The 22,849-nt window shown below is 58.0% G+C and carries 20 protein-coding genes and 1 tRNA gene; 8 read left to right on the top strand and 13 right to left on the bottom strand.

Translation table 11 applies throughout. From position 1 onward, the window contains the following. Window positions 1–49 precede the first annotated feature (49 nt). Window positions 50–745, top strand: coding sequence for an orotidine-5'-phosphate decarboxylase (gene pyrF / locus ACXAH3_RS09300; RefSeq protein WP_474861795.1), 696 nt, complete (start codon window positions 50–52; stop codon window positions 743–745). Between the two features lie 59 nt (window positions 746–804). Here the strand turns inward: pyrF and ACXAH3_RS09295 are convergent, their stop codons facing one another. From ACXAH3_RS09295 to ACXAH3_RS09285, 3 genes are read right to left on the bottom strand one after another with little or no spacing between them, the layout of a single operon-like run. Beyond that, window positions 805–1,074, bottom strand: a complete 270-nt coding sequence (locus ACXAH3_RS09295) for an NfeD family protein (protein ID WP_474861794.1) — start codon at window positions 1,072–1,074, stop codon at window positions 805–807. Beyond that, window positions 1,074–1,961: an SPFH domain-containing protein gene (locus tag ACXAH3_RS09290; protein ID WP_474861793.1), complete on the bottom strand. Its 888-nt coding sequence runs from the start codon at window positions 1,959–1,961 to the stop codon at window positions 1,074–1,076. Before ACXAH3_RS09290 ends, ACXAH3_RS09295 begins: the two co-directional genes overlap by 1 nt. 58 nt (window positions 1,962–2,019) lie before the next feature. Further along, a complete protein-coding gene (locus ACXAH3_RS09285) occupies window positions 2,020–2,454 on the bottom strand; it encodes an NUDIX hydrolase (RefSeq protein ID WP_474861792.1) in 435 nt (144 codons plus the stop codon). Between the two features lie 51 nt (window positions 2,455–2,505). On the opposite strand from ACXAH3_RS09285, the gene ACXAH3_RS09280 reads away from it, so the two are divergent. Then, window positions 2,506–3,759, top strand: coding sequence for a DNA polymerase IV (locus ACXAH3_RS09280; protein ID WP_474861791.1), 1,254 nt, complete (start codon window positions 2,506–2,508; stop codon window positions 3,757–3,759). 3 nt (window positions 3,760–3,762) lie between these two features. Here the strand turns inward: ACXAH3_RS09280 and ACXAH3_RS09275 are convergent, their stop codons facing one another. Next, window positions 3,763–4,623: an N-formylglutamate amidohydrolase gene (locus tag ACXAH3_RS09275; RefSeq protein ID WP_474861790.1), complete on the bottom strand. Its 861-nt coding sequence runs from the start codon at window positions 4,621–4,623 to the stop codon at window positions 3,763–3,765. A gap of 154 nt (window positions 4,624–4,777) precedes the next feature. Here ACXAH3_RS09275 and ACXAH3_RS09270 point away from each other — a divergent pair. Continuing rightward, window positions 4,778–4,852, top strand: a tRNA-Val gene (locus ACXAH3_RS09270). Window positions 4,853–4,934: 82 nt separating this feature from the next. After that, on the top strand, window positions 4,935–5,060 hold the full coding sequence (gene ykgO, locus ACXAH3_RS09265) for a type B 50S ribosomal protein L36 (RefSeq protein ID WP_039685556.1): 126 nt from the start codon (window positions 4,935–4,937) through the stop codon (window positions 5,058–5,060). A gap of 144 nt (window positions 5,061–5,204) precedes the next feature. On the opposite strand, the gene ACXAH3_RS09260 is transcribed toward ykgO, so the two are convergent. The 7 genes from ACXAH3_RS09260 to ACXAH3_RS09230 form a co-directional block, all read right to left on the bottom strand. Further along, entirely contained in the window at window positions 5,205–6,425 is a 1,221-nt protein-coding gene (locus ACXAH3_RS09260; RefSeq protein WP_474861789.1) for a phenylacetate--CoA ligase family protein, read from the bottom strand. A 70-nt stretch (window positions 6,426–6,495) separates the two neighbouring features. After that, a complete protein-coding gene (locus ACXAH3_RS09255) occupies window positions 6,496–7,320 on the bottom strand; it encodes an ABC transporter ATP-binding protein (protein WP_474861788.1) in 825 nt (274 codons plus the stop codon). Window positions 7,321–7,392: 72 nt separating this feature from the next. Further along, on the bottom strand, window positions 7,393–8,679 hold the full coding sequence (locus tag ACXAH3_RS09250) for an ABC transporter substrate-binding protein (RefSeq protein ID WP_474861787.1): 1,287 nt from the start codon (window positions 8,677–8,679) through the stop codon (window positions 7,393–7,395). 102 nt (window positions 8,680–8,781) lie between these two features. Further along, window positions 8,782–9,858 carry a branched-chain amino acid ABC transporter permease gene (locus ACXAH3_RS09245; protein WP_474861786.1) on the bottom strand — a complete coding sequence of 359 codons (1,077 nt, stop codon included), beginning with the start codon at window positions 9,856–9,858 and terminating at the stop codon, window positions 8,782–8,784. Between the two features lie 3 nt (window positions 9,859–9,861). Next, entirely contained in the window at window positions 9,862–10,848 is a 987-nt protein-coding gene (locus ACXAH3_RS09240) for a branched-chain amino acid ABC transporter permease (RefSeq protein WP_474861785.1), read from the bottom strand. A gap of 11 nt (window positions 10,849–10,859) precedes the next feature. Next, the gene (locus tag ACXAH3_RS09235) at window positions 10,860–11,684 is read right to left on the bottom strand and encodes an ABC transporter ATP-binding protein (RefSeq protein WP_474861784.1); all 825 of its coding nucleotides are present in this window, start codon (window positions 11,682–11,684) and stop codon (window positions 10,860–10,862) included. Continuing rightward, the gene (locus ACXAH3_RS09230) at window positions 11,681–13,846 is read right to left on the bottom strand and encodes an AMP-binding protein (RefSeq protein ID WP_474861783.1); all 2,166 of its coding nucleotides are present in this window, start codon (window positions 13,844–13,846) and stop codon (window positions 11,681–11,683) included. The genes ACXAH3_RS09235 and ACXAH3_RS09230 overlap by 4 nt, the downstream gene beginning before the upstream one ends. A 214-nt stretch (window positions 13,847–14,060) precedes the next feature. Here ACXAH3_RS09230 and ACXAH3_RS09225 point away from each other — a divergent pair, with 214 nt between their 5' ends. Both ACXAH3_RS09225 and ACXAH3_RS09220 read left to right on the top strand, forming a co-directional pair. Further along, window positions 14,061–15,983, top strand: a complete 1,923-nt coding sequence (locus tag ACXAH3_RS09225) for a hybrid sensor histidine kinase/response regulator (RefSeq protein WP_474861782.1) — start codon at window positions 14,061–14,063, stop codon at window positions 15,981–15,983. Window positions 15,984–15,991: 8 nt separating this feature from the next. Further along, window positions 15,992–16,681 carry a response regulator transcription factor gene (locus tag ACXAH3_RS09220; protein ID WP_474861818.1) on the top strand — a complete coding sequence of 230 codons (690 nt, stop codon included), beginning with the start codon at window positions 15,992–15,994 and terminating at the stop codon, window positions 16,679–16,681. Here ACXAH3_RS09220 and ACXAH3_RS09215 read toward each other — a convergent pair. Beyond that, the gene (locus tag ACXAH3_RS09215) at window positions 16,678–17,436 is read right to left on the bottom strand and encodes a DeoR/GlpR family DNA-binding transcription regulator (RefSeq protein ID WP_474861781.1); all 759 of its coding nucleotides are present in this window, start codon (window positions 17,434–17,436) and stop codon (window positions 16,678–16,680) included. The genes ACXAH3_RS09220 and ACXAH3_RS09215 overlap by 4 nt on opposite strands. A 168-nt stretch (window positions 17,437–17,604) precedes the next feature. On the opposite strand from ACXAH3_RS09215, the gene glpD reads away from it, so the two are divergent. Continuing rightward, window positions 17,605–19,164: a glycerol-3-phosphate dehydrogenase gene (glpD, locus tag ACXAH3_RS09210; protein WP_474861780.1), complete on the top strand. Its 1,560-nt coding sequence runs from the start codon at window positions 17,605–17,607 to the stop codon at window positions 19,162–19,164. Window positions 19,165–19,302: 138 nt separating this feature from the next. Here glpD and fdhF read toward each other — a convergent pair whose 3' ends face one another. After that, window positions 19,303–22,053 carry a formate dehydrogenase subunit alpha gene (gene fdhF, locus ACXAH3_RS09205; protein ID WP_474861779.1) on the bottom strand — a complete coding sequence of 917 codons (2,751 nt, stop codon included), beginning with the start codon at window positions 22,051–22,053 and terminating at the stop codon, window positions 19,303–19,305. Window positions 22,054–22,198: 145 nt separating this feature from the next. Here fdhF and ACXAH3_RS09200 point away from each other — a divergent pair, with 145 nt between their 5' ends. Then, entirely contained in the window at window positions 22,199–22,849 is a 651-nt protein-coding gene (locus ACXAH3_RS09200; RefSeq protein ID WP_474861777.1) for a histidine phosphatase family protein, read from the top strand.

Below are 22,849 nucleotides of genomic sequence, written 5' to 3'. Positions count from 1 at the left end.
TTCGCCGCATCAGCGTAGGAACTCGCGAACCGGAACGGAGACCCCAGACATGACCGATGATCGTTTGATTGTAGCCCTCGATGTGCCCAACGCGCTGGAAGGGTTGAAACTAGCCGAAACGCTCGGCGATGCGGTGGATTTCTACAAAATCGGGCTGGGGATGCTGACCGGTGGCGGACTAGCCTTGGCAAACGAACTGAAGGGCGAGTTCGGCAAGAAGATCTTTCTGGACATGAAGCTTTTTGACATCGGCAACACGGTCGAGGCCGCAGTGCGAGGTTTAGCCCAGTTCGATCTGGATTTCCTGACCGTCCACGGCGACCCGCATGTGGTGCGCGCTGCCGCCGAAGGCAAAGGCGGCAAGGACATGAAGATCTTGGCCGTGACTATCCTGACCTCGCTGGATCGCTCGGATTTGGATGCGGGTCTGATCAAGCCCGGAGACGTGCAGGATCTAGTTCTGGAACGCGCGGCCCGTGCGATGGAGGCCGGGGCGGATGGCGTCATTGCCTCACCGCAAGAGGCTGCCCTGATCCGCGCCCTGCCCGAAGCGGAGGGCAAGCTGATAGTCACCCCCGGCGTGCGTCCGGCAGGGGCCGCTCTAGGCGACCAGAAACGCGTCGCCACCCCCGCGCAGGCCATTAAAGACGGGGCCGATCACATCGTGGTGGGCCGCCCAATTCGAAACGCCGAGGATCCGCGTGCCGCAGCCAAAGCAGTTTTGGCCGAGCTGGCCAAGGTCTGAAAACAAAACACCCCGCTCGGATCCGAGCGGGGTGTTTTCGTTCTAACAGGGGGCGCGCCTTACATCTCGTTGATGTCAGTATCCCAAGTCTTAGTCTGTCCCTTGCGCACCCCGAAGGCCATGCGCAGAACCAGCCAAGACGCCAGCGACACAGCGCCAAAGATCACTAGCAGGATGGGCAGGCTGAGGCTGGCGCCCAAGGCCAGCAACACGCCAACCGCCGTTGCGCCAATCGCGAAGCCAAGGAAGATATAGCCGGGCGCGAGGATTTCGAGGATCACAAGCGCGATCGCCCCACCGATCCACGCCCACCAGACTGACCAAAGCATCACGATTTTCCTTTCAGCATGTTAAACGCATCGCCAAAGGCATCCAGCGCATTAGCGGGCAGAAGCACGGTCTGCTTGCCTTCGCCGGCACCCACGGCGGTCAACGCTTCGACCTGTTTCAGGGCCACCTGATACTGCGCAGCTTCGATACCGTTTTCCTTGATGGCCTTGGCTACGACTTCGGTTGCATAGGCTTCGGCATCAGCAGTGATACGGCGAGCTTTAGCGCTTTGTTCGGCGGCATACAGTTCGGCATCTGCCTGAAGCTCGACCGCACGGCGTTCGCCTTCGGCTTCGGTCACCTGTGCACGGCGGGCACGCTCGGCGTTCAGCTGCTGTAACATGGCTTCACGGGTGGCGGCATCAAGGTTCACGTCCAAAATCTCGGCCCGGGTCACTTCGATGCCCCAGTCATCCACGGCGTCTGCCACCTGCTGCTTGATTTGCGAGATCAGCTGCTGGCGGTTGGATTGGACTTCGTCCAGTTCCATCTCACCGATGCCAGCACGTACGATACCCGCCACAGTGGTCGCAATCGCCGCGTCCACGTCACGGATCCGGTAAACCGTCTTTTCCGGCTCAAGGATACGGTAGAAGACCGAGGTCTCGACCTGCACCAACACGTTGTCCGAAGTGATCGCGTCCTGACTGGCTGTCGGCAGCTGACGCTCAAGGATCGACACCTTGTGGCGCACGCGATCCAGAAACGGCACGATAAAGTTGATGCCCGGCCCAAGGACCGACTGCAAACGGCCGAAACGCTCGACCACGTATTTTTCACTTTGCGGAACAATCTTTACGCCCCGAAGAACGGTAATAATCAGAAATGCGGCCAGCAGAAGCAATACAATGTTGCCGCCGCCAATTCCGGTAATAATCTCATCCATTAAGATGGCCTTTCACTGTCCTAGATTGGTTTATAGATGGGGTTAAAAAGCCCAAATTTCAACTGCTAATACGCGAAATCGCGGCCAAACCAGCCTGAACGCGGGGTTTGAAATGGTCAATCGAGCGTGGGTCCGAAAGCCAGTCTTCAGGGTCTACCAGACACCAGCATTGACCTTCATCTCCTAACTGAATCTTCGCCGCCGCCTCTTCGGGCAGAACGGCACTGAACCACCATGAAAATGTGCCCGGAACATGGGGGCTTTCAAAGCGCTGTTTCCAGATCAGTTGATCCGGCGAAACGGTCAAAGAAAGCTCCTCGAGCGTTTCGCGCAGCACGCAATCCTCGGGCGTTTCGCCCGGCTCGGGCCCTCCGCCGGGCATGTCCCACATATCGGGAAACGGAATGTCCGGTCGATCATCCCGCAAAAGTGTGACAAGGCGTCCGCCAATCAGCAGAACCAATTTTGCGCCAATGAAATCATCTGTGCTCATGGGGGCAGACTAGGCCTGTTCCCCACCTGCCGCATCCGCTAATTTCACGCTATGCCGTCCTTATGCCGCAAATGTCTGACCCAGTTTGACGCGGGCCGCCGTTGCCCGTCCTGCAACAGCCCCCGCGTGCTGTCGCATCCTGAACTGTTTGATCTGTCGATTGCGCATATGGATTGCGATGCTTTCTATGCCTCGGTCGAGAAACGCGACAACCCCGATCTGGCGGACAAGCCGGTGATCATTGGCGGCGGCAAGCGGGGCGTGGTCTCGACCGCATGCTATGTGGCGCGCATTCGCGGCGTTAGGTCCGCCATGCCGATGTTCCAAGCGCTGAAACTCTGCCCCGACGCGGTGGTGATCCGCCCGCGCGGCAGCCACTATGCCGCCGTTTCCAAGCAAATCCGCGCGATGATGGACGAATTGACCCCGGCCATTGAACCCCTGTCGTTGGACGAGGCGTTTTTGGACATGACCGGCACCGCCGCGCTGCATGGCGCGCCCCCTGCAGTGATGCTGGCGCGCCTGGTCAATCGGATGGAGGACGAGCTGGGCCTGACCGGATCGATCGGCCTGAGCCACAACAAGTTTCTGGCCAAAGTGGCGTCCGATCTGGACAAGCCGCGCGGGTTCTCGGTGATTGGAAAGGCCGAAACGATGGACTTTCTGCGCGACAAACCCGTCGGCCTGATCTGGGGTGTGGGTGGCGTCAGTCAGGCGCAGCTCGACAAGGCGGGTGTACATACGTTCGAGGACCTTCTCCGCTGGGACAAAGAAGACCTTGTGGCCCGGTTCGGCGGCATGGGCGAGCGCCTGTGGCATCTTGCGCGCGGGCAGGACAAACGGCGCGTGTCTGCCCATGCGCCGATCAAATCGATCTCGAACGAAACCACGTTTTTCGAGGATACAGCCAACCCCGACCTGCTGGACGGCCACCTGTGGCGACTGGCCGAGAATGTCTCGGACCGGGCCAAGGCGCGGGATATGGCAGGGCAGGTTGTGACCCTGAAACTGAAACGCGCCGATTTCCGGGCCCTTAGCCGTCAAAGCAATCTGGGCGACATGACTCAATCCGCCGACCGCATTTATCGCACCGCCCGCGCGCTTTTGGATACAGTTCTGGACAAGGGGCCATTTCGGTTGATCGGCGTCGGGCTAAGCCATATCGGCCCGGCGACCCAGACGGATATCACGCAGGATCTGCTGGACCCAAACGCTGAAAAGCGGCGTCAGGCCGAGAAAGCCACGGACAAGATCCGCGAGCGCTTTGGCAAGGATGCAATCAAGAAAGGCCGCGGGCTTCGATAAGGGCTATTCGGCAGCCAAAGCGGTGTCACGGCGTCCGATCTCGGCGATCTGGGCGATGACGGTCCGCAGACGGTTTTGGATTTCGGTAAAGCGATAGCTTGGTGTGATCGACGCCTCGTCCATGTAAAGCGAGCGGTCAATCTCGACCTGCACCACATGCCGGCCTGCCTTGGGACGTCCATAGTGCTGTGCCATGAAGGCCCCGGCAAAAGGCATGTTGCGCGCGGTGCGGAAACCGGCGTCCTGAAAGGCAGCTTCGATGGTGTCCACGACCTCGGCCCCCGCCGAGGCGCCAAACCGGTCGCCCAGAACGACTTCGGGCGCGTCACCCTTTTGGCGACGCAGTGTGGCCAAGGCCTCGTGCGGCATCGAGTGGCAGTCCAGCAAGATTGCCTGCCCATGCTGCATCACGCTTTCATCCATCAATTGCCGAAGCGTGTTGTGATAGGGGTGCCAATGGGTGTTCAGACGCGTTTGCGCCGCGCTTAGAGTCATCTTTCCGCGATAGATTGATCGTCCTCCGGCAACGACTCGGGGGATCACGCCCAGCCCGGACGAAATTCGCGGGTTCAACGTGGCGCGACGTAATCCTGCAATCAGTGCAGGGTCCAGCTCATCCGCGCCACGATTCAGATCAACATAGGCACGCGGAGTGTTGGCACACAGAAACGGGGCTCCGCATTCCGTCGCATGGGCATAAAGCCTGTCGACATAGGCATCTTCCGAGGACCGGATCGCATGCTCATCCAGAACCGTTTCTTTCAAAAACGCCGCATCATATTGGCACCCGCTATGGGGCGACGCGAAAACGACGCTCGTGTCCCGGAACCTTGGGCGATACAACGAAAATGTCTGATCGGGCATGTTTGCCTCCTGGCCCCTTTATAAAGTAAAAAACTCTTGCCAAAAGCCCTTGCGCGTGGCCCCGACTCCTTTTATAGCAACGCGAACCGGCGCGGGTTTTCCCGCGTCATATCGTTTAGATCGACCTGAAAAGGTTGTTTCGACACAGATTTTCGGGCGATTAGCTCAGCGGTAGAGCACTTCGTTGACATCGAAGGGGTCACTGGTTCGATCCCAGTATCGCCCACCATGAACCGCCAGATGACCGAAAGGTCAGAAGGTATAACTGAAGCCAAGGCGCAACCGCAGCGCCGCGTAGAAGGAGAAGGACCATGAAAGTTCGCAACTCGCTCCGCTCGCTGAAAAACCGTCACCGCGATTGCCGCATCGTGCGCCGTAAAGGCCGCGTATACGTGATCAACAAGACGCAGCGCCGGTTCAAAGCCCGTCAGGGCTGATCGCTTCAGCAGCGTTACAGAAAAAGCCGCCCACTGGGCGGCTTTTTTGTGTTTGAAGTCTGTGGTCCTGCCAGGAAGCCCCACTAAACCACAGAAAGGGCCGGGTTGCCCCAGCCCGATCCGGGAGGAAGCCCCAGGAAGGGCTTAGTCGTAGACGCGTTGATCGTCGATGACGATGCCGTCATTGGGCAGGCTGCCCGGCGCGACCAGCTCGATCTTGCCCTTCAGCTTCAGCGTATCCGCCACAGACGCGGCATAGGCGTTGGCGTCACCGCCGTCGGCCTCGACCTGAACGGTCATCGCGTCCATTTCGCCTTCGCGCGTGGCGATGACGCGTGCTTTGGCAACCTCGGCGTGTTTGGCAACGAAATCCGCGACCTGCTCGGGGCGGACAAACATACCCTTGATCTTGGCCGTCTGGTCGGCGCGCCCCATCCAGCCTTTGATGCGCATATTGGTTCGGCCACAAGGGCTGACGCCCGGCAGAACGGCAGACAGATCGCCGGTAGCGAAACGGATCAGCGGATAGTCGGGGTTCAGCGTGGTCACGACAACTTCGCCCACCTCGCCGGGTGCAACGGGATCGCCGGTGCCGGGACGCACGATCTCGACGATCACGCCTTCATCCACAATCATCCCTTCCATCGCGTCGCTTTCATAGGCCACATTGCCCAGATCGGCAGTCGCATAGCTTTGCAGGCAGGTGATCCCGCGATCGGCGTATTCCTGGCGCAAGCTGGGGAAGAGAGCTCCGCCACCGACAGCAGCCTTAGTGATCTTCAGCTTCACGCCATCCGCATCGGCACGATCCAGAATGATCTTCAGATAGTCCGGCGTGCCTGCATAGGCCGTCGTGCCGATATCGGCAGCGGCACGGACTTGAAGCTCGGTTTGGCCGACGCCGGCAGGCAGAACAGCCGCACCAACAGCGCGCGCGCCGTTTTCAAAGATCATGCCAGCGGGCGTCAGGTGATAGCCAAAGCAGTTCTGCACGATGTCGCCCTTGCCGATACCACAAGCGTTCAGGAAACGCCCCATACGCCACCAGTCATGGCTCACCCCTCCGGGTTCATAAATCGGGCCGGGGCTTTGAAAAATATGCGCAAACTCGTGCGTCGGCAAACTGCCGAAGCCACCCAAGGGGCCGTCAGCCGCCTGCGCCTTGCCGATCTCGGACTTACGCAACACCGGCAGCGCGGCCAGAGCTTCGACCGAGGTCACACCAGCAGCATCGACATCCGCCAGCATATTGGCATAGCCAGACAATGCCTTGGCGCGGGCAATCTGCGCAGGCAGAGCCGTCGCCAAACCGACAGCGCGTTCATCTTCCGAACGTGTTTCGAGCGCATCAAAATAGTTGGACATGAGCAAAACCTCTGTCTTCGCCGACCAGGATCGGCGGTTTAATCATGAATAGGTTGGGTCGCGGTTCGTATTAGGCCAGCCAACGCTTACGGCGGCGATACGAGCGCACGTCGCGGAAGCTCTTCCGGCCTTCATCCGACATACCCAGATAGAATTCTTTAACGTCCGGATTCTCGCGCAGTTCGGCAGCGGGGCCGTCCATCACGATGCGGCCGTTTTCCAGAATGTAACCATAGTGGGCGTATTTCAGCGCCACGTTGGTGTTCTGTTCAGCCAACAGGAACGTGGTGCCCTGCTCTTCATTCAGACGTTTCACAATCTCGAAAATCTGCTCCACCAGCTGCGGGGCCAGACCCATCGAGGGTTCATCAAGCAGGATCATTTCCGGGCGCGACATCATTGCGCGGCCCATGGCAACCATCTGCTGTTCCCCGCCCGAGGTATAGCCCGCCTGCGATTTGCGGCGTTCGGCCAGACGGGGGAAATAGTCATAGACCATTTCCAGGTCTTTCGCGATCGCGGCGCGGCCATCGGTTCGAGTGTATGCGCCGGTCAAAAGGTTTTCTTCCACGGTCAGGTGTTCAAAACAGTGACGGCCTTCCATCACCTGAATGACACCGCGTTTCACCAAAGCGGCTGGGTTCAGCTCGGCGATGTTTTCGCCCATGTGATCAATTGTACCCTTGGTCACTTCGCCACGCTCTGCCTGAAGCAGGTTGGAAATGGCCTTCAGAGTCGTCGTCTTCCCTGCGCCGTTACCACCAAGAAGTGCGGTGATACCGCCCTTGGGAACGGACAGGCTTACGCCCTTCAGCACAAGGATCACGTGGTTATAGATGACCTCGATATTGTTGACCTCAAGCAGGGTCTCTTCGGTCTTTTCAGCGTCCAGCATATCAGGTCGTCCTGTTCCTAGTCGTTTCAAAGGGGTCGTCCGGGCCCGAAGGCCCGAACGCGCGCCGGTGTCTTAGTTACACTGCGGCTCGATTTTATTTTCAGCAGCGTAGGCAGCCGAGTCTGCGTCGATCAGAGGCTGGATGACATCCATATCCGAACCGCCGAAGTCCGAGATCAGCGACCACTTGCCAGAGGCTGCGTCCCACTGCTGGATCGCGGCAGTACCGGGGCCACCGTGGTTCTCACAGCTCACTTTGAACTCGGGACCAAAGCCTTCCATGCCCAGTTCGGTCATACGCGCGTTGGTGATTTCCAGCTGCTCCAGACCGTCACGCATCTGCGCCGAGGTGATGTCAGCAACACCGTGGATTTCCTGTGCCTTCTTCGCGGCTTCAGCCAGCATCATCGCAGCGTAAACACCACGGTTGTAAATAACGGTACCTACGTTGGAACCATCACCAGCTGCTTTACCAGCATCCACAACGTATTTCTGCAGATCGTCAAAGACCGGGTAGTCGGAACCAACACCGTGGAAGGTCACAGCCTTATAGCCGGTGGCCTTTTCGCCAGCAGGTTTCACGTCATGTTCGGCACCAGACCACCACACACCGATGAACTGATCCATCGGATAGCGGATGTTTGCGGCTTCCTGAATGGCAACCTGGTTCATCACGCCCCAGCCCCAGAACAGGACATAGTCAGGCTTTTCACGACGGATCTGCAGCCATTGGGCTTTCTGCTCTTGACCCGGATAGTCAACCGGAATCGTGGTCAGATCGAAGCCGTGCTTTTCGCCCAGCTTGGTCAGGGTTGGGATCGGCTCTTTACCGTATGCGCCATTGAAGTGCAGCAGAACGATTTTCTTGCCGTTCAGATCGCCACCATTCAGATCCAGCACGTGGTTGATCGCGGCCGAAGCACCATTCCAGTAGTTGGCCGGGAAGTTAAACACGTGGCTGAACACGTTGCCGTTTGCAGCCGAGGTACGGCCGTAACCGGGGGTATACAGCGGAATGTCGTCAGCCGTCGCTTTGGGGATCAGCTGATAGGTAATACCGGTCGACAGCGGGTTATAGGCCAAAGCGCCTTGGCCTTTGGTGGCCTCGTAGCACTCAACACCTTTTTCCGTGTTATAGGCGGTTTCACATTCAGGAGACTGAACCATAACGCCACCGATACCGCCGTCACGCTCGTTCAAGAGGGTGAAGTAATCAGAAAAACCATCGGCGTAAGGAATGCCACCAGCGGCAAACGGGCCGGTCCGATAGCTGAGGTTCGGGAACACGAGGTCGGCCATTACCGGCGAACCTACCATCAATGCGGCCACTGATGCCGCTGCAACACGTTTAAAAGTCATTTGCTTCCTCCCTAGATTAGCAAAATATTGTGCCCTTATGGGCAGCATTGGGTTTGAACACCCGACCCTCCTCTGGCCGGATGCCCAGATCGTTTCACCCGCTTAGTGCGGGAAGGGCCACAGGCGCAGTTTCTCTTTCGTGAGACGCCACAGTTGGGCCAAACCGTGGGGTTCGAGGATCAGGAAGATCACAATCAAACCACCAACAATGATGAACTCCAGTTCGGCGGCGATCTCGGTCGGCCAACCCATCGTGCCAACCAGAAGGTTCTTCAGAAGCACCGGCATTAGAACCATGAAGGCCGCACCCGCGAAGGATCCGAAGATAGAGCCTAGGCCACCGATGATGATCATGAAGAGCACCAGGAACGACTTGGTGATACCGAAGCTTTCACCAGCTTCCGCTGCGCCCAGATAGACGGCGAAGAACAGCGCACCGGCAACGCCGACAAAGAAGGACGAGACAGCGAAGGCCGACATCTTGGCCATCAGCGGGTTCACCCCGATGATCTCGGCTGCGATGTCCATGTCGCGGATGCCCATCCACTTACGGCCAGTCATGCCGCGTGTCAGGTTGCGGGCCACCCAGGCCAGAACAACCAGGAACACCAGGCAGATCATGTATTTCGCCCAAGCTTCCGTATTCGGGCCGGTTACGACGATGCCAAACACGCTGCGTTCAGGGGCGTTGATCTGGCCCGAGGCCGAATAGTTGTAGAACCACGCCACCTTGTTGAACAGCCACACCAGAAAGAACTGAGCGGCAAGGGTCGCAACCGCAAGGTAGAACCCTTTGATGCGCAGTGATGGCAAGCCGAAGGCAACCCCCACAGCGGCGGTGATGCCGCCTGCGATCAGCACGTGGAACACGATACTGACATCCGGGAAGGCAACCATCAGCTTATAACAGGCATAAGCGCCCACAGCCATGAAACCACCCGTACCCAGCGACACCTGACCAGCATAGCCCGTCAGAATGTTCAGCCCCAGCGCCGCAATGGCGTAGATGAAGAACGGGGCAAAGATCGAGTTCACCCAGTAATCGTTCACAAAGAACGGGATCACACAGAAGGCGACGAACAGGACGATCCAATATCCAGCCCGATCAAGGCGGATCGGAAAGGTCTGGTTGTCGTCACGGTAGGACGTTTTGAAATCACCAGCTTCGCGGTAAAACATTGATCAGACCCTTTCGATGATTTTCTCACCAAACAGCCCCTGCGGGCGGAAGATGAGGAAGACAAGTGCCAGCACATAGGCGAACCAGGCTTGGGTTGCGCCGCCCACAAGGGGACCGACGGCAAATTCAAAGAGCTGCTCGCCCACACCGATGATCAGGCCGCCGATAATGGCGCCCGGGATCGAGGTGAAGCCACCCAGCATCAGAACCGGAAGTGCTTTCAGTGCTACTTCAGCCAGCGAGATCTGAACGCCCGATTTCGAGCCCCACATGACCCCGGCAACCAGCGCCACAAAACCAGCGATCGACCAGACCAGCACCCAGATGAAGCGCAGCGAGATTCCGACCGACAAAGCCGCCGAGTGATCATCAGCCACTGCACGCAGGGCGCGGCCTTGCTTGGTGTATTGCGAGAACAGAACCAGCGCGGTCACCAGAAGGGCTGCAACAATAGCCGCAACGATATCGAGGTTGTCGATAAAGAAGCCATAGCCGAACCAGTTATAGGTGGTTGTATCAATCGTTTCATTGATACCTTGCGCCAGACCCACGTCCAGCTTCATCACCTCGGACCCCCACATCAGCGGCGCGAAACCGTGCATAAAGTACCACATGCCGATCGTGGCCATGAACAGGATGATGTCCGGCTGACCGATCAGGTGTTGAAGGATGTACTTCTCGATGATCCAAGCAACAAACACCATCATGGCGCCTGCCGCGATAATCGCGAGAATTGTAGGCACCGTCCATCCGAAGTGGTGGATTTTCGTGCCGAAGATCGTGTTGATCAGGTGTGCAAAGGGAATTTGCCCCTGCTGCACGCCCACCAAGGTCATAGCGGCGAACACCACCAACATACCTTGGGCAAAGTTAAAGATACCGGACGCCTTAAAGATCAAGACGAAGCCCAGCGCGACGAGTGCGTAAAGTACCCCGGCCATCAGGCCGTTCAGGGTGACTTCCATCGCAAAGAGTAGATATTCAGGCATAGTCTCCCCCCTTAGTCGTGCGACACGCCGAGATAGGCGTCGATCACATCCTGGTTGTTGCGCACCTCGTCGGGTGTGCCGTCCCCAATTTTCTTGCCATAGTCCATGACCACCACGCGGTCGGACAGGTCCATAACAACGCCCATGTCGTGCTCGATCAGGGCGATGGTGGTGCCGAACTCGTCATTCATGTCGAGGATGAAGCGGGACATGTCCTCTTTTTCCTCGACGTTCATGCCGGCCATTGGCTCGTCAAGCAGAAGCAGCGACGGTTCAGCGGCTAAAGCACGTGCCAGTTCAACACGCTTTTTCAGACCATAAGGCAGGCGCCCAACAGGCGTTTTGCGGATGTGCTGAATTTCAAGAAAGTCGATGACTTTCTCGCACGCTTCGCGGTTCTCCAGCTCTTCCTTTTCGGCTTTGCCTTTCCAGATGGCCTGCTGAAACAGGTTGGTGTACATCTTGTTCAGGCGGCCGGTCATGATGTTGTCCAGAACGGTCATACCGTCGAACAGCGCGATGTTCTGGAAGGTCCGGGCTAGACCCTGACGCGCAACCTGATAGGGACGCATCTGAGGGCGTTTCGACCCGCGGAACCAGACCTCGCCTTCTTGGGGTTTGTAGAACCCTGAGATGACGTTCAGCATCGAGGACTTACCAGCACCGTTCGGGCCGATGATCGCGCGGATCTCGCCTTCGCGGATGTCAAAGCTGATGTCCTTGATCGCAACCACACCGCCAAAGCGCAGCGTGATGTTCTTAAGGTCCATGACAACGGGGCCAATGGTGCGCCCGTCTTCGGTGACGTAGCTGTCGGCGTTCATATCGGTCGTCATTCTGCCGCCATCCCCTGTGCATTGCCCACCACAGCCGCATCGCGGATTTCCAGGGTGGCGTTGATCGACCCTTTGCGACCGTCTTCATAGGTCACTTCAGTTTCGATATATTGCTCGGACTTGCCGCCATAGAGCGCGTCGATCAGCGGAGCGTATTTCTCTTCCACGATCTTGCGACGCACTTTACGGGTGCGGGTCATCTCGCCGTCATCTGCATCCAGTTCCTTGTGCAGGATCAGGAAGCGGTGAATTTGACAGCCGGACAGCATCTCGTCTTCAGCAACCGACTTGTTGACCGTTTCAACGTGTTCTTGAATGGTCGACACCACTTCCGGGTGACCAGCCAGTTCCTGATACGAGGCATAGGCCACGTTGTTGCGTTCAGCCCAGTTGCCTACCGCGGTCAGGTCGATGTTGATGAAGGCCGTACACATGTTGCGGTCATTGCCGAAAACAACTGCCTCAAGAATATCCGGATAGAACTTCAGTTTATTCTCGACATATTTGGGTGCGAACATCCGGCCATCGGCCATTTTACCAACGTCCTTGGCGCGGTCGATGATGCGCAGATGGCCGTTTTTCTTGTCAAAGAAACCAGCGTCACCAGTTGCAACCCAACCTTCGGGATCCTTGGTGTCCTTGGTGCTTTCGGGGTTGTTGTAGTACTCAACAAAGGTGCCCGGCGAGCGATAGAAGATCTCGCCATTGTCTTCGATGCGCACTTCGACACCCGGCGCAGGCACACCAACCGTGTCGTTGCGCACTTCGCCATCCGGCTGCACGGTTATGAACACGGTCGCTTCGGTCTGGCCGTAAAGCTGTTTCAGGTTGATCCCCATCGAGCGATAGAACGCGAAGATTTCAGGACCAATCGCTTCACCAGCGGTATAGCCTACACGAATGCGGCCAAAGCCCAGCGTGTCTTTCAGCGGACCGTAAACCAGCACATCACCACAGCGATACTTGAAGTATTCCTGCAGATTGCCGCGATACAGCTTCAGGCCAATCGGATCCTTGGCTTTGAAATGCTTGCGCACGTTCTTGCCGTGACGCAGCTTGGCAAAGGCCAGACGGATACCGTTTTCGATGATGGTTTCAGCCGCAAAGCCGATCCCCATCGCATAGTTGAAGCCGTGACGGATTTTCTGTTCCAGAGTTTTCTTCTGGGTCGTCACTTTGCGCTTGGGCATGCCATGCTTTTCGCCAGCGCCGCCTTTTGCGAAGTCCATGAAGTGATGGAAAATGGCATATTTCAGATCGCCACTGTCTTCCATACGGATCATCACGTTGGTCAACTGCGTCTCAAAAACACGCGGCGGGGCAAAGTAATAGGTCGGCCCGATCTCACGCAAGTCGGACATCAGCGTGTCGGCGCTTTCCGGGCAGTTCACGCAGAAACCAGTCCACATGGCCTGACCCAGCGAGAAGATGAAGTCACCCACCCATGCCATCGGCAGATAAGCCAGAATGTCTTCGTTCACACCCAGATTGTCGAACTCGGACGAGTTCTTCGCGCTTTCGATGATGTTGCGGTTCGACAGAACCACACCTTTTGGACGACCGGTGGTGCCCGAGGTATAGAGCATTACACAGGTGCTATCGTACTCCAGCTCGGCTTCGCGGGCGGCCATCTCGTCTTCAAGACGGGCATGGGCCACGCGGCCTTCTTCCTGAATGTCGACATACCAATGCAGGTGGCTGTGGTCGTATTTCCGCAGGCCACGCTTGTCATAGTAGAGCACGTGTTCGATGTGGTGGATCTTGTCCTGCACCTCGATCACTTTGTCGACTTGCTCCTGATCGCCGCAGACCACGAAACGTGCGCCGCAGTGCTCCAGCACGTATTCCATCTCATCCACGACCGCATCTTGATAAAGCGGCACCGGAACGGCCCCTACTTTTTGCGCTGCAACCATCGCCCAATAGTGGGCCGGACGGTTGCGGCCGATGATGGCCACATGATCCCCACGGTTGATCCCCAAAGCCAAAAGACCCATGGCAAGGTTCTGAATTTCTTCAGCCGCCTCTGCCCAGGTCCAGCTTTGCCAAATCCCAAACTCTTTCTCCCGGTAAGCCGGGCGATCTCCATATTCCCTCACATTCCGCGCCAGAAGCGCTGGAATGGAAGCAAAAGCGCCTGAAGCGACTTGATCCTGTGCCAAATTTTCCTCCCACCGTCGATCGGTCGACGTTCCCGGTCGCCAAACGAATCCTGTTCGACAACCCTGACGAAAAAAATCTCGCGGTCAAAGGTTTCGGCACTTTTTCCCAATTCTATCGAATTGTTACAGGACCAGATGAATCCTTTCAGCAGGCCTCATTCCACTTTTACCTTGGCACTTCCGGTGCTAGCGATAGAGGCAGGAGGGGGACCCGGTGCCGCTACAATCTTCAGAAACAGCCACGTTGACCCAAGCCGGGCTGAACCTGATTCAGCAGGCGCTTTCCATCTATGATCGACGCCTGACACTGGTCATCGGCAATCGGCAGTTTCAGGACATGTTCGACCTGCCTGACCACCTTGCCCAACCCGGAGCCTCGTTTTCCGACACAATCCGCCATCTGGCTGAACGCGGAGACTATGGCGCCGTTGGCGATATCGACGAATTCGTGAAGTCCCGCGTTGATCAAGCGCTGGACTTTCAACCGCATTACATGGAGCGCACGCGCGCCAATGGCAGCGTGATCTCGGTCGAAGGGCACCCGCTTCCGCAGGGGGGCTGGGTCACCGTCTATACCGACATCACGCCGATCAAACGGCAGGAATCGCTTCTTCGTGCCCGATCCGAGGAGCTGTCGGATCAGGTTCTGAATTATACCGAGGAACTGGCACAAACGAACCGCGCACTGGCATCCGCCAACACCGCCCTGGAAGAAACCAAGCGACAGTTGACTTTGATGGAAAGCCGCACCCGCCTGACGGCTGAAATGATGCCCGCCCATATCGCACGCATTGACCGCAATCTGCAGTATACATTTTCGAACCGACGTCTGGGCAAAGTCATTCCGGGCCGCCCCACCGACCTTATGGGCCTCCATGCCAGCGAGGCTTTGGGGGACGAGGCATTTGCCCGGATCGGTCCTTACTTCATCCGTGCGTTCGACGGCGAAAGCAGCGTGTTCGAGTTCACGCACGAAACATCGGGCCGCCGGATTCGTGTGGCCTTGACCCCCGACCGGGGCGAGGATCGGATCACCGGCGTCTACATCCTGTCGATGGATGTAACGGAAGAAGCCCAGTCCCGCGCCGCGCTCGCCCAGACCCGCAAACGCGAGCTGGCAGCACAGCTGACATCCGGCGTTGCGCATGACTTCTCGAACCTTTTGACCATCATTATGGGGCTGCAAAGCCGCTTGGCACAATTGTCCATCGGCGACGAAGCACAAGAACTGGTGCAATCCACAAATGCTGCGGTCCGTCGTGGGGGCAAACTGCTGGAACGGATCGCCACGATCTCGGGCCGTCGCGACGTGCATATGGAGCCGGTGCACATCCCAGAAATGCTGAAAGGGTTGGAAAGCCTTGCTGGTCCTACCCTGCCCCAGAACATCCGTCTGAAAGTTGAGGTCTGCGAACTGGACAAGCGCGTCGTTCTTGATGCGGGCGCGGTACAGGATGGGCTTCTAAACCTGATTATCAACGCCACCCACGCTCTTGGCAGCAGCGGAGGAGACATCCATCTGACCGCCCGCCCGATCCGCGAAACCTGGATCGAGTTTCGCGTGACCGACAACGGGCCGGGTTTTTCGCCAGAGGCATTGGAGCACGCGCTCGACCCGTTTTTCACCACCAAAGGCGGCGAAGGATCGGGGCTGGGCCTGTCCATGGTCTATGACCAAACCAAGGTCGCAGGTGGGCAGGTCAAGATTTTCAACAGTTCGGAAACCGGCGGCGCCGTCGTATCCATGCGCCTACCCTTGCGCATCCCCGCGCAACCCATTTCCCCGCGCCTTGTCCTGCTGGTGGAAGACAGCGACGACATCCGCATATCCGTGCGTGAAATGCTGATCAGTATGGGTCATCAGGTGATCGAGGCCTCGTCCGCCGAAGAAGCCTTGGGCCTGACCGGCATCGAAGGGCTGGGCCTGATCCTGTCAGACGTTATACTGGAAGGCGCGCAGACGGGCCCCGAGTTTCTGGACGCGTTGGCCCAATCCGGGGTCAATGTGCCAATGTTGCTGATGACGTCTCTGCCGCCCGACGATCCGAAACGCAAAAACGTTGCCTTCCCTGTCCTGCCCAAGCCGTTCACCACCGGCGAGCTGGCCACATTCCTGTCGCAAGAGGTTCCATCGTGACCCAACACATGATCGCCATTCTGGATGACGAACCCGAAATCCGCCGCATGTTGTCTCATGCGCTGGAAGAGGCTGGCTTTCGCACCGCTGCCTTCGCCCGCGCGACGGAATTCGAGGCTGCACTGAACACTATGTCACCCGATGTATGCCTTGTGGATCTGGGCCTGCCGGACCGTGACGGGCTGACTTTGGTGCACCGTCTGGCGCTGGAAAGCGGCGCGTCGATCATCATCATCTCGGGCCGTTCAATGGTGCAAGATCGGGTCACCGGGCTGGAGCTTGGGGCCGATGATTATATCGTCAAACCCTTTGAACCGGCCGAGGTCGTGGCCCGCGTCCGCGCCCGTCTGCGCGACCAGAAGCCGGGCACCACTGCCCAGAACACCGCCTACTTCAACGGCTGGACTGCGCATTTCGATCGCTATGTTTTGGAAGACGAAGCAGGCGAAGAGACCACATTTTCACATGCCGAAGGCGAGGTTCTGCGCCTGTTCGTTGATGCCCCCAAACGCCTGATTTCCCGCGCGCAAATGCAGGAAACGCTGGGTGGCATGGCAGGCGAAAGCTTCGACCGCGCAATGGACGTCCGCATCTCGCGCCTGCGCACGAAGCTGCGCGAGGACCCAAAAAACCCGCGCCTGATCAAGACGATCTATGGCGCGGGGTATATCTTTCTGGGGGATGTGCGCTGGGGCTAAACCAGCGTAACTTCGATACCCTTTGACGTGCACAGGTCGGTGCAACTGTCAGACAAGGCTTGATCGGTAAAGATCACATCCACATCCGCCAGTGACCCGATCCGCACAGGTGCCTTACGGTCAAACTTGCTGTGATCGGCCACCAGCCAGACCTTGTCGCTTTGCGCCATGATGGCTTGGCTGACGCTGACCTCGTGCAGGTCAAAATCCAGAATATCTCCGGCCTCGTTCAAGGCCGAACAGCCGATGACCGAGATATCAAAACGGAAACGGCGGATCAGGTCGGTGGCCAGCTCGCCCACTAACCCGCCATCGGCGCGGCGCAAGCTACCGCCCGAGACGATCACCTGTACGTCCGGGTTTGCCGACAGGATCACCGCGATGTTGATGTTGTTCGTGACCACCAACAGGCCCTTATGGTGCAAAAGTTCCTGTGCCACCGCCTCGGTGGTGGTGCCGATATTCAAAAAGATGCAGCAGTCATTCGGAATCTGTCGCGCACAGGCGCGCGCAATGTCGACCTTGGCCGATTGGTTCAATTGCCTCCGCGCGTCATAACCGATGTTCGCGGTGGACGAGGGCAGCACCGCGCCCCCATGCACCCGATCCAGCGCGCCCTCATCCGACAGTTCGGTCAAGTCGCGGCGGATGGTCTGAGGGGTGACGCCGAACAGATCCACCAGCCGCTCGACCGTCACTTTGCCTTCGCGGCGGGCGACATTGATGATCTCGGATTTGCGCAAGGTGGTGCTCATCTCGCCCCTCATGTTCGTTTTCACGTCATATGACCCGGGTTCACGGGGAAAATCCAGCGCCACAATCACTTTTCCGCAATATACGAACATAAACGAACATTCACACCTTCCTTATTTCACCAAATGCGCGCATGGTCTGCACAAATGCGACTCACCCATGGGGCAGACATGCAAAGCGACTTCGACCTTCTGATCATTGGCGGCGGTATTAACGGCTGCGGCATCGCGCGCGACGCGGCAGGGCGCGGACTGTCCGTTTGCTTGGCCGAAATGGGGGATATTGGCGGCGCAACTTCGTCTGCTTCGACCAAGCTGTTTCACGGTGGGCTGCGCTATCTTGAGTATTTCGAGGTCCGTCTGGTCCGCGAGGCCTTGAAAGAGCGAGAAACCCTGCTGCGTGCCATGCCGCATATCTCGTGGCCGATGCGGTTCGTGCTGCCCTATCACCACTCAATGCGGTTCGAGAGCTCAACCCCCACGTCGCGCCTGTTGAACACAGTGATGCCGTGGATGAAAGGCCGTCGCCCCGGCTGGCTGGTGCGGTTTGGTTTGTTTCTGTACGACAATCTGGGCGGGCGAGAGATTCTGCCCGGCACGGCAAAGGTTGACCTAAAGAACAGCCCGGAGGGCACGCCCCTGAACCCAATGTTCGAAACTGCATTTGAGTATTCAGATTGCTGGGTCGAGGACGCACGCCTTGTCGCCCTGAACGCCCGCGACGCCGAAGCGCGAGGAGCCGAAATCAATCCGCGCCACAAAGCAACCAAGGCCGAAGCACAAGGCGAAGGGTGGAACGTAACCCTAACGGACACAAACACCGGCACCACGCGGCAAGTGACCGCGCGTATGCTGGTGAATGCCGCGGGACCGTGGATCGCCGAGACCTTGGGACAAACCATAGGCAGCAATGCCCAAGCCAATATCCGTCTGGTGCGCGGCAGCCACATCGTCACGAAACGTCTGTTTGATCACGACAAATGCTATTTCTTTCAGGGACAGGATGGGCGCATCATTTTCGCAATCCCCTATGAAACCGACTTCACCTTGATTGGCACAACTGACGCGGATCACGATGACCCGGATTCGACGCCCGAATGTAGCGATGAAGAACGCGATTATCTGATCGCCTTTATCAACAACTACATCAAAGACCCGATTACTGCGGAAGACGTGGTCTGGACCTATTCCGGTGTACGGCCATTGTTTAACGACGGGGATGGCTCGGCCGCAGCGGCAACACGCGACTATGTGCTGCGTACTGATAAGGTGCAGGGCATGCCGGTATTGAACATCTTCGGCGGCAAGATCACAACCTACCGCCGACTTGCCGAATCTGCACTGAAAAAGATCGAGGCCGAGCTTGGGCCGCTGTCAGAAAACTGGACCGCAGGTGTGCCCTTACCCGGCGGGGACTTCCCCGTGGATGGTTTTGACGCCCTGGTGGCACAAGTTCAGCAAGACTTCCCGTTCCTTACACCGCGCCATGCCAAACGGCTGGTCCGCGCCTATGGGACCGAGGCGCGGGACATTCTGGGCACTGCAAAGTCTCTGACCGATCTGGGCCAAGACTTCGGCGCGACCCTAACCGAAGCCGAACTGCGCTGGTTGATGGATAAGGAATATGCCCAACGGGCCGAAGACGTGATCTGGCGGCGTTCGAAACTGGGGCTTTTGCTGGATGCAGACCAAATCAACGCGATCGACGCGTGGATGCAGAACGAACGCTAGATGTTCGGTGGCTTACTTCGTGAGCCTGAGGGGCGTTGCCCCTGCGCCAAATCTGAGATTCGACGCCACCCCAGGATACTTAAGACAAGAAAAAGGGCGCCGAATGGGGCGCCCTTTCTTTGTGGTCTGTAAAGCCAATTACTCCGCTGCGATCTGACTTGGCACTTCGACCTTCACAGCGCAGAACTTCATTTCGGCGATTTTTCCAAAGGGATCCAATGCCGGGTTGGTCAGGATGTTCGCCGCCGCTTCGACATAGGCGAAGGGCAGGAAAACCATGTTCTCGGCCACCGCGTAATCCGCCCGCGCCATTACGTCGATCGTGCCACGACGGGTGGTCAAACGGATCATATCCCCCGGCTCTACACCCATGTCGCGCAGTGTTTTAGGGTTCATGGAACAGTTCGCCTCGGGTTCGATCGCATCCAGAATGGTGGCGCGGCGAGTCATTGACCCTGTGTGCCAGTGTTCAAGTTGCCGGCCCGTCGTCAGTACCATCGGGAATTCGTCATCTGGCACTTCATCCGGTGGAATGATCGAGGCAGGCGCAAAACGGGCACGCCCGCTTTCCCGCGGGAATTTATCACCGAACACAACGGCTTGTCCGGGATCTTCAGGTGACAGCGACGGATAGGTCACGGCATTCTGGTTCTCTAACCGGTCCCACGAGATATTGGCCAGCGACGGCATCACCAGCTCCATCTCGGCATAGATCTGGCTGGGGTGGTTATATGTCCAGCCCATGCCCATGCGCTTGGCCAGCTCGGTCGTGATCTGCCAGTCTTCCATTGCCTCACCGGGCGCGGGAACGGCAGGGCGGCACATCTGCACCTGACGGTTGGTGTTAGAGGTCGTGCCGGTCTTTTCAGCCAGCGCCGCAGCAGGCAGAACCACGTCGGCATAACCTGCGGTTTCGGTCAGGAAGATATCTTGGCTGACAAGGAATTCCATCCGGCGTAGCGCTTCACGCACGTGGTTCACATCCGGGTCAGACATGGCCGGGTTTTCGCCCAGAATATACATACCCTTGATCTTGCGATCATAGACGGCATCCATGATCTCGACCACGGTCAGGCCGGGGTTCGGGTTCAGCTCGTCGACGCCCCAAACGTCGCGATAGAGCGCTTGAACGCTTTCATCTTTCACCGACTTGTAGTCGGGATAGAACATTGGGATCAGGCCTGCATCGGACGCGCCCTGAACGTTGTTCTGACCGCGCAGCGGGTGCAGCCCCGTGCCCGGACGACCCACATTGCCAGTCATCAAGGCAAGCGCGATCAGGCAACGCGAGTTGTCGGTGCCGTGCACGTGCTGGCTGATGCCCATGCCCCAGAAGATCATGCCGTTCTTGCCGTTTGCGAAGGTGCGGGCAGCAGCGCGCAGCTCGTCCGCCGGGATGCCACAAATCGGCTCCATCGCTTCCGGCGTGAAAGCTTTCAGATGTTCGCGCATCGCCTCCCAGTTCTCGGTGTGCTCGGCGATATAGGCGTCGTCTTGCAGACCCTCCTCGGCGATCACATGCATGATGGCGTTCAGCATCGAGACGTCCGCGCCGGGCTTGAACTGTAGGCGGTGCGTCGCAAAACGCCCCATGCCAACGCCGCGCGGATCCATCACGATCAACTTGCCACCGCGCTGGGTGAACTGTTTGAAATAGGTCGCGGCAACCGGGTGGTTTTCAACCGGGTTAGACCCGATGACGATCGCCACATCGGCGTTCTCGATTTCATTAAACGTCGCGGTTACAGCACCCGAACCTACGTTTTCCAACAGGGCCACAACCGATGACGCGTGGCACAGACGGGTACAGTGATCGACGTTGTTGTGAGTAAATCCCTGACGAATGAACTTCTGAAACAGATAGGCTTCTTCGTTGGTGCACTTGGCCGAACCGAAACCGGCGACAGCCTCGCCGCCATGCTCATCACGCAGCTTCATAAGGCCTTTCGCGGCCACGTCCAGCGCCTCGTCCCAGGTCGCTTCGCGGAAATGGGTCAGCGGGTTGGCCGGGTCCACATTCATGCCTTTCTCGGCACCTTCCTTCCGGATCAGCGGCTTGGTCAGGCGATGCGGGTGGTTGATGTAGTCAAAGCCAAAGCGGCCCTTCACACACAGCCGACCTTCGTTTGCCGGACCGTTGATGCCCTCGGCATAGACTACCTTATCGCCTTTGACTTTCAGGCTGACCTGACAGCCAACACCGCAGAACGGGCAGATGCTTTCGACCTCTTTGTCGAAATCCGAAGTGTTCTTAACATCGGCAGGCATCAATGCACCCGTCGGGCAGGCCTGCACACATTCGCCACAAGCCACACAGGTCGACGCGCCCATGGGATCGTCGATGTCAAAAGTCGGGAACGCATCGTGGCCACGGCCGGCCATGCCGATCACGTCATTCACCTGCACTTCACGACAAGCACGGACGCAGAGGTTACAGGAAATACAGGCGTCCAGATTGACGCTCATCGCGACATGGCTGTCATCCAGCAGCGGCACACGGCCTTCGTCCATCTTCGGAAAGCGGCTTTGTTCAACCCCGTTCAGATCGGCCATATCCCAGAAATGCGCGGCCTCGTCGTGGCGTTCTTCGGGCTGATCGGCGACCAGAAGCTCGATCACCATCTTGCGCGCGGATTTGGCCCGGGCATTGTCGGTGGTGACCACCATGCCCTCGGCGGGTTCACGGATGCACGAAGCCGCCAGCGTGCGCTCGCCTTCAATCTCGACCACACAGGCGCGGCAGTTTCCATCGGCGCGCAGGTTCGGCACATCCTTATGACACAGATGTGGGATCAGCGTGCCTTCGCGCTTGGCCACATCCCAGATGCTTTCGCCGTCGCGGGCGACAACTTCGCGCCCATCAAGGGTGAATTTGATACCGTCGGTCATCCGTTCCTCCGTCATTCAAGAAACAGTATAAACCATGGCTTTCATCACGTCAGTTCGCCATTCCCGACGCAAGGCATCGTTTTTGCGCCAGCCCCCCTTCCAGATCGTAGCGCAAAGGTCTAGCAATGAGCCGAAAGGAAACTTCATGACCACCATCACCCTGATCCGGCACGGACAAGCCAATACGGCAGCTCAGGACGAGGCAAGCTATGACCGCCTTTCTGATCTTGGTCGGCAGCAAGCCCGCTGGCTGGGCGAGTATATGCGCTCTCATGGCGAAGAGTTTCGCCGTGTATATTCGGGAAGCTTGAACCGCCAACAGCAAACCGCACAGGAATTTGGTGCCGACGGTGTGGTCATCGACGAACGTTTGAACGAATTTCCCTATTATGAGATTTCAGACGCGTTTCACGCCGAATATGACATCCCTCGGCCGGCAAGCCGGGACGAATTTATCGCGCATATGCCGCTGGTATTTTCGGCATGGCAAGAAGGTAGGCTGATCGGGGATTTTGAAACCTTCCACGACTTCCAATCCCGTGTCGATGACTTCATTCACGAGGTCGCACCCGGAGATGGGCGTGCCGCTGTCTTTACATCCGGCGGGGTGATCGGCATGGCAATGCGTGTGACAATGGGGCTGGATACAGGCACCTTCACACGATTAATGCTGTCGATCCGCAACAGCTCGGTGCACCGAGTGCACCCGGTTGGGCAAAGTCTGACTATGACCGAATTTAACGCCGTGCCGCATCTTGCCCCGCAAGATCGCCATCACGCACAGACATATATCTAG

The organism is Aliiroseovarius sp. ABM4_368, from assembly GCF_056161205.1.
Note: the sequence above shows the minus strand (reverse complement) of the source record. Positions and strands in the feature narration are given on the sequence as shown.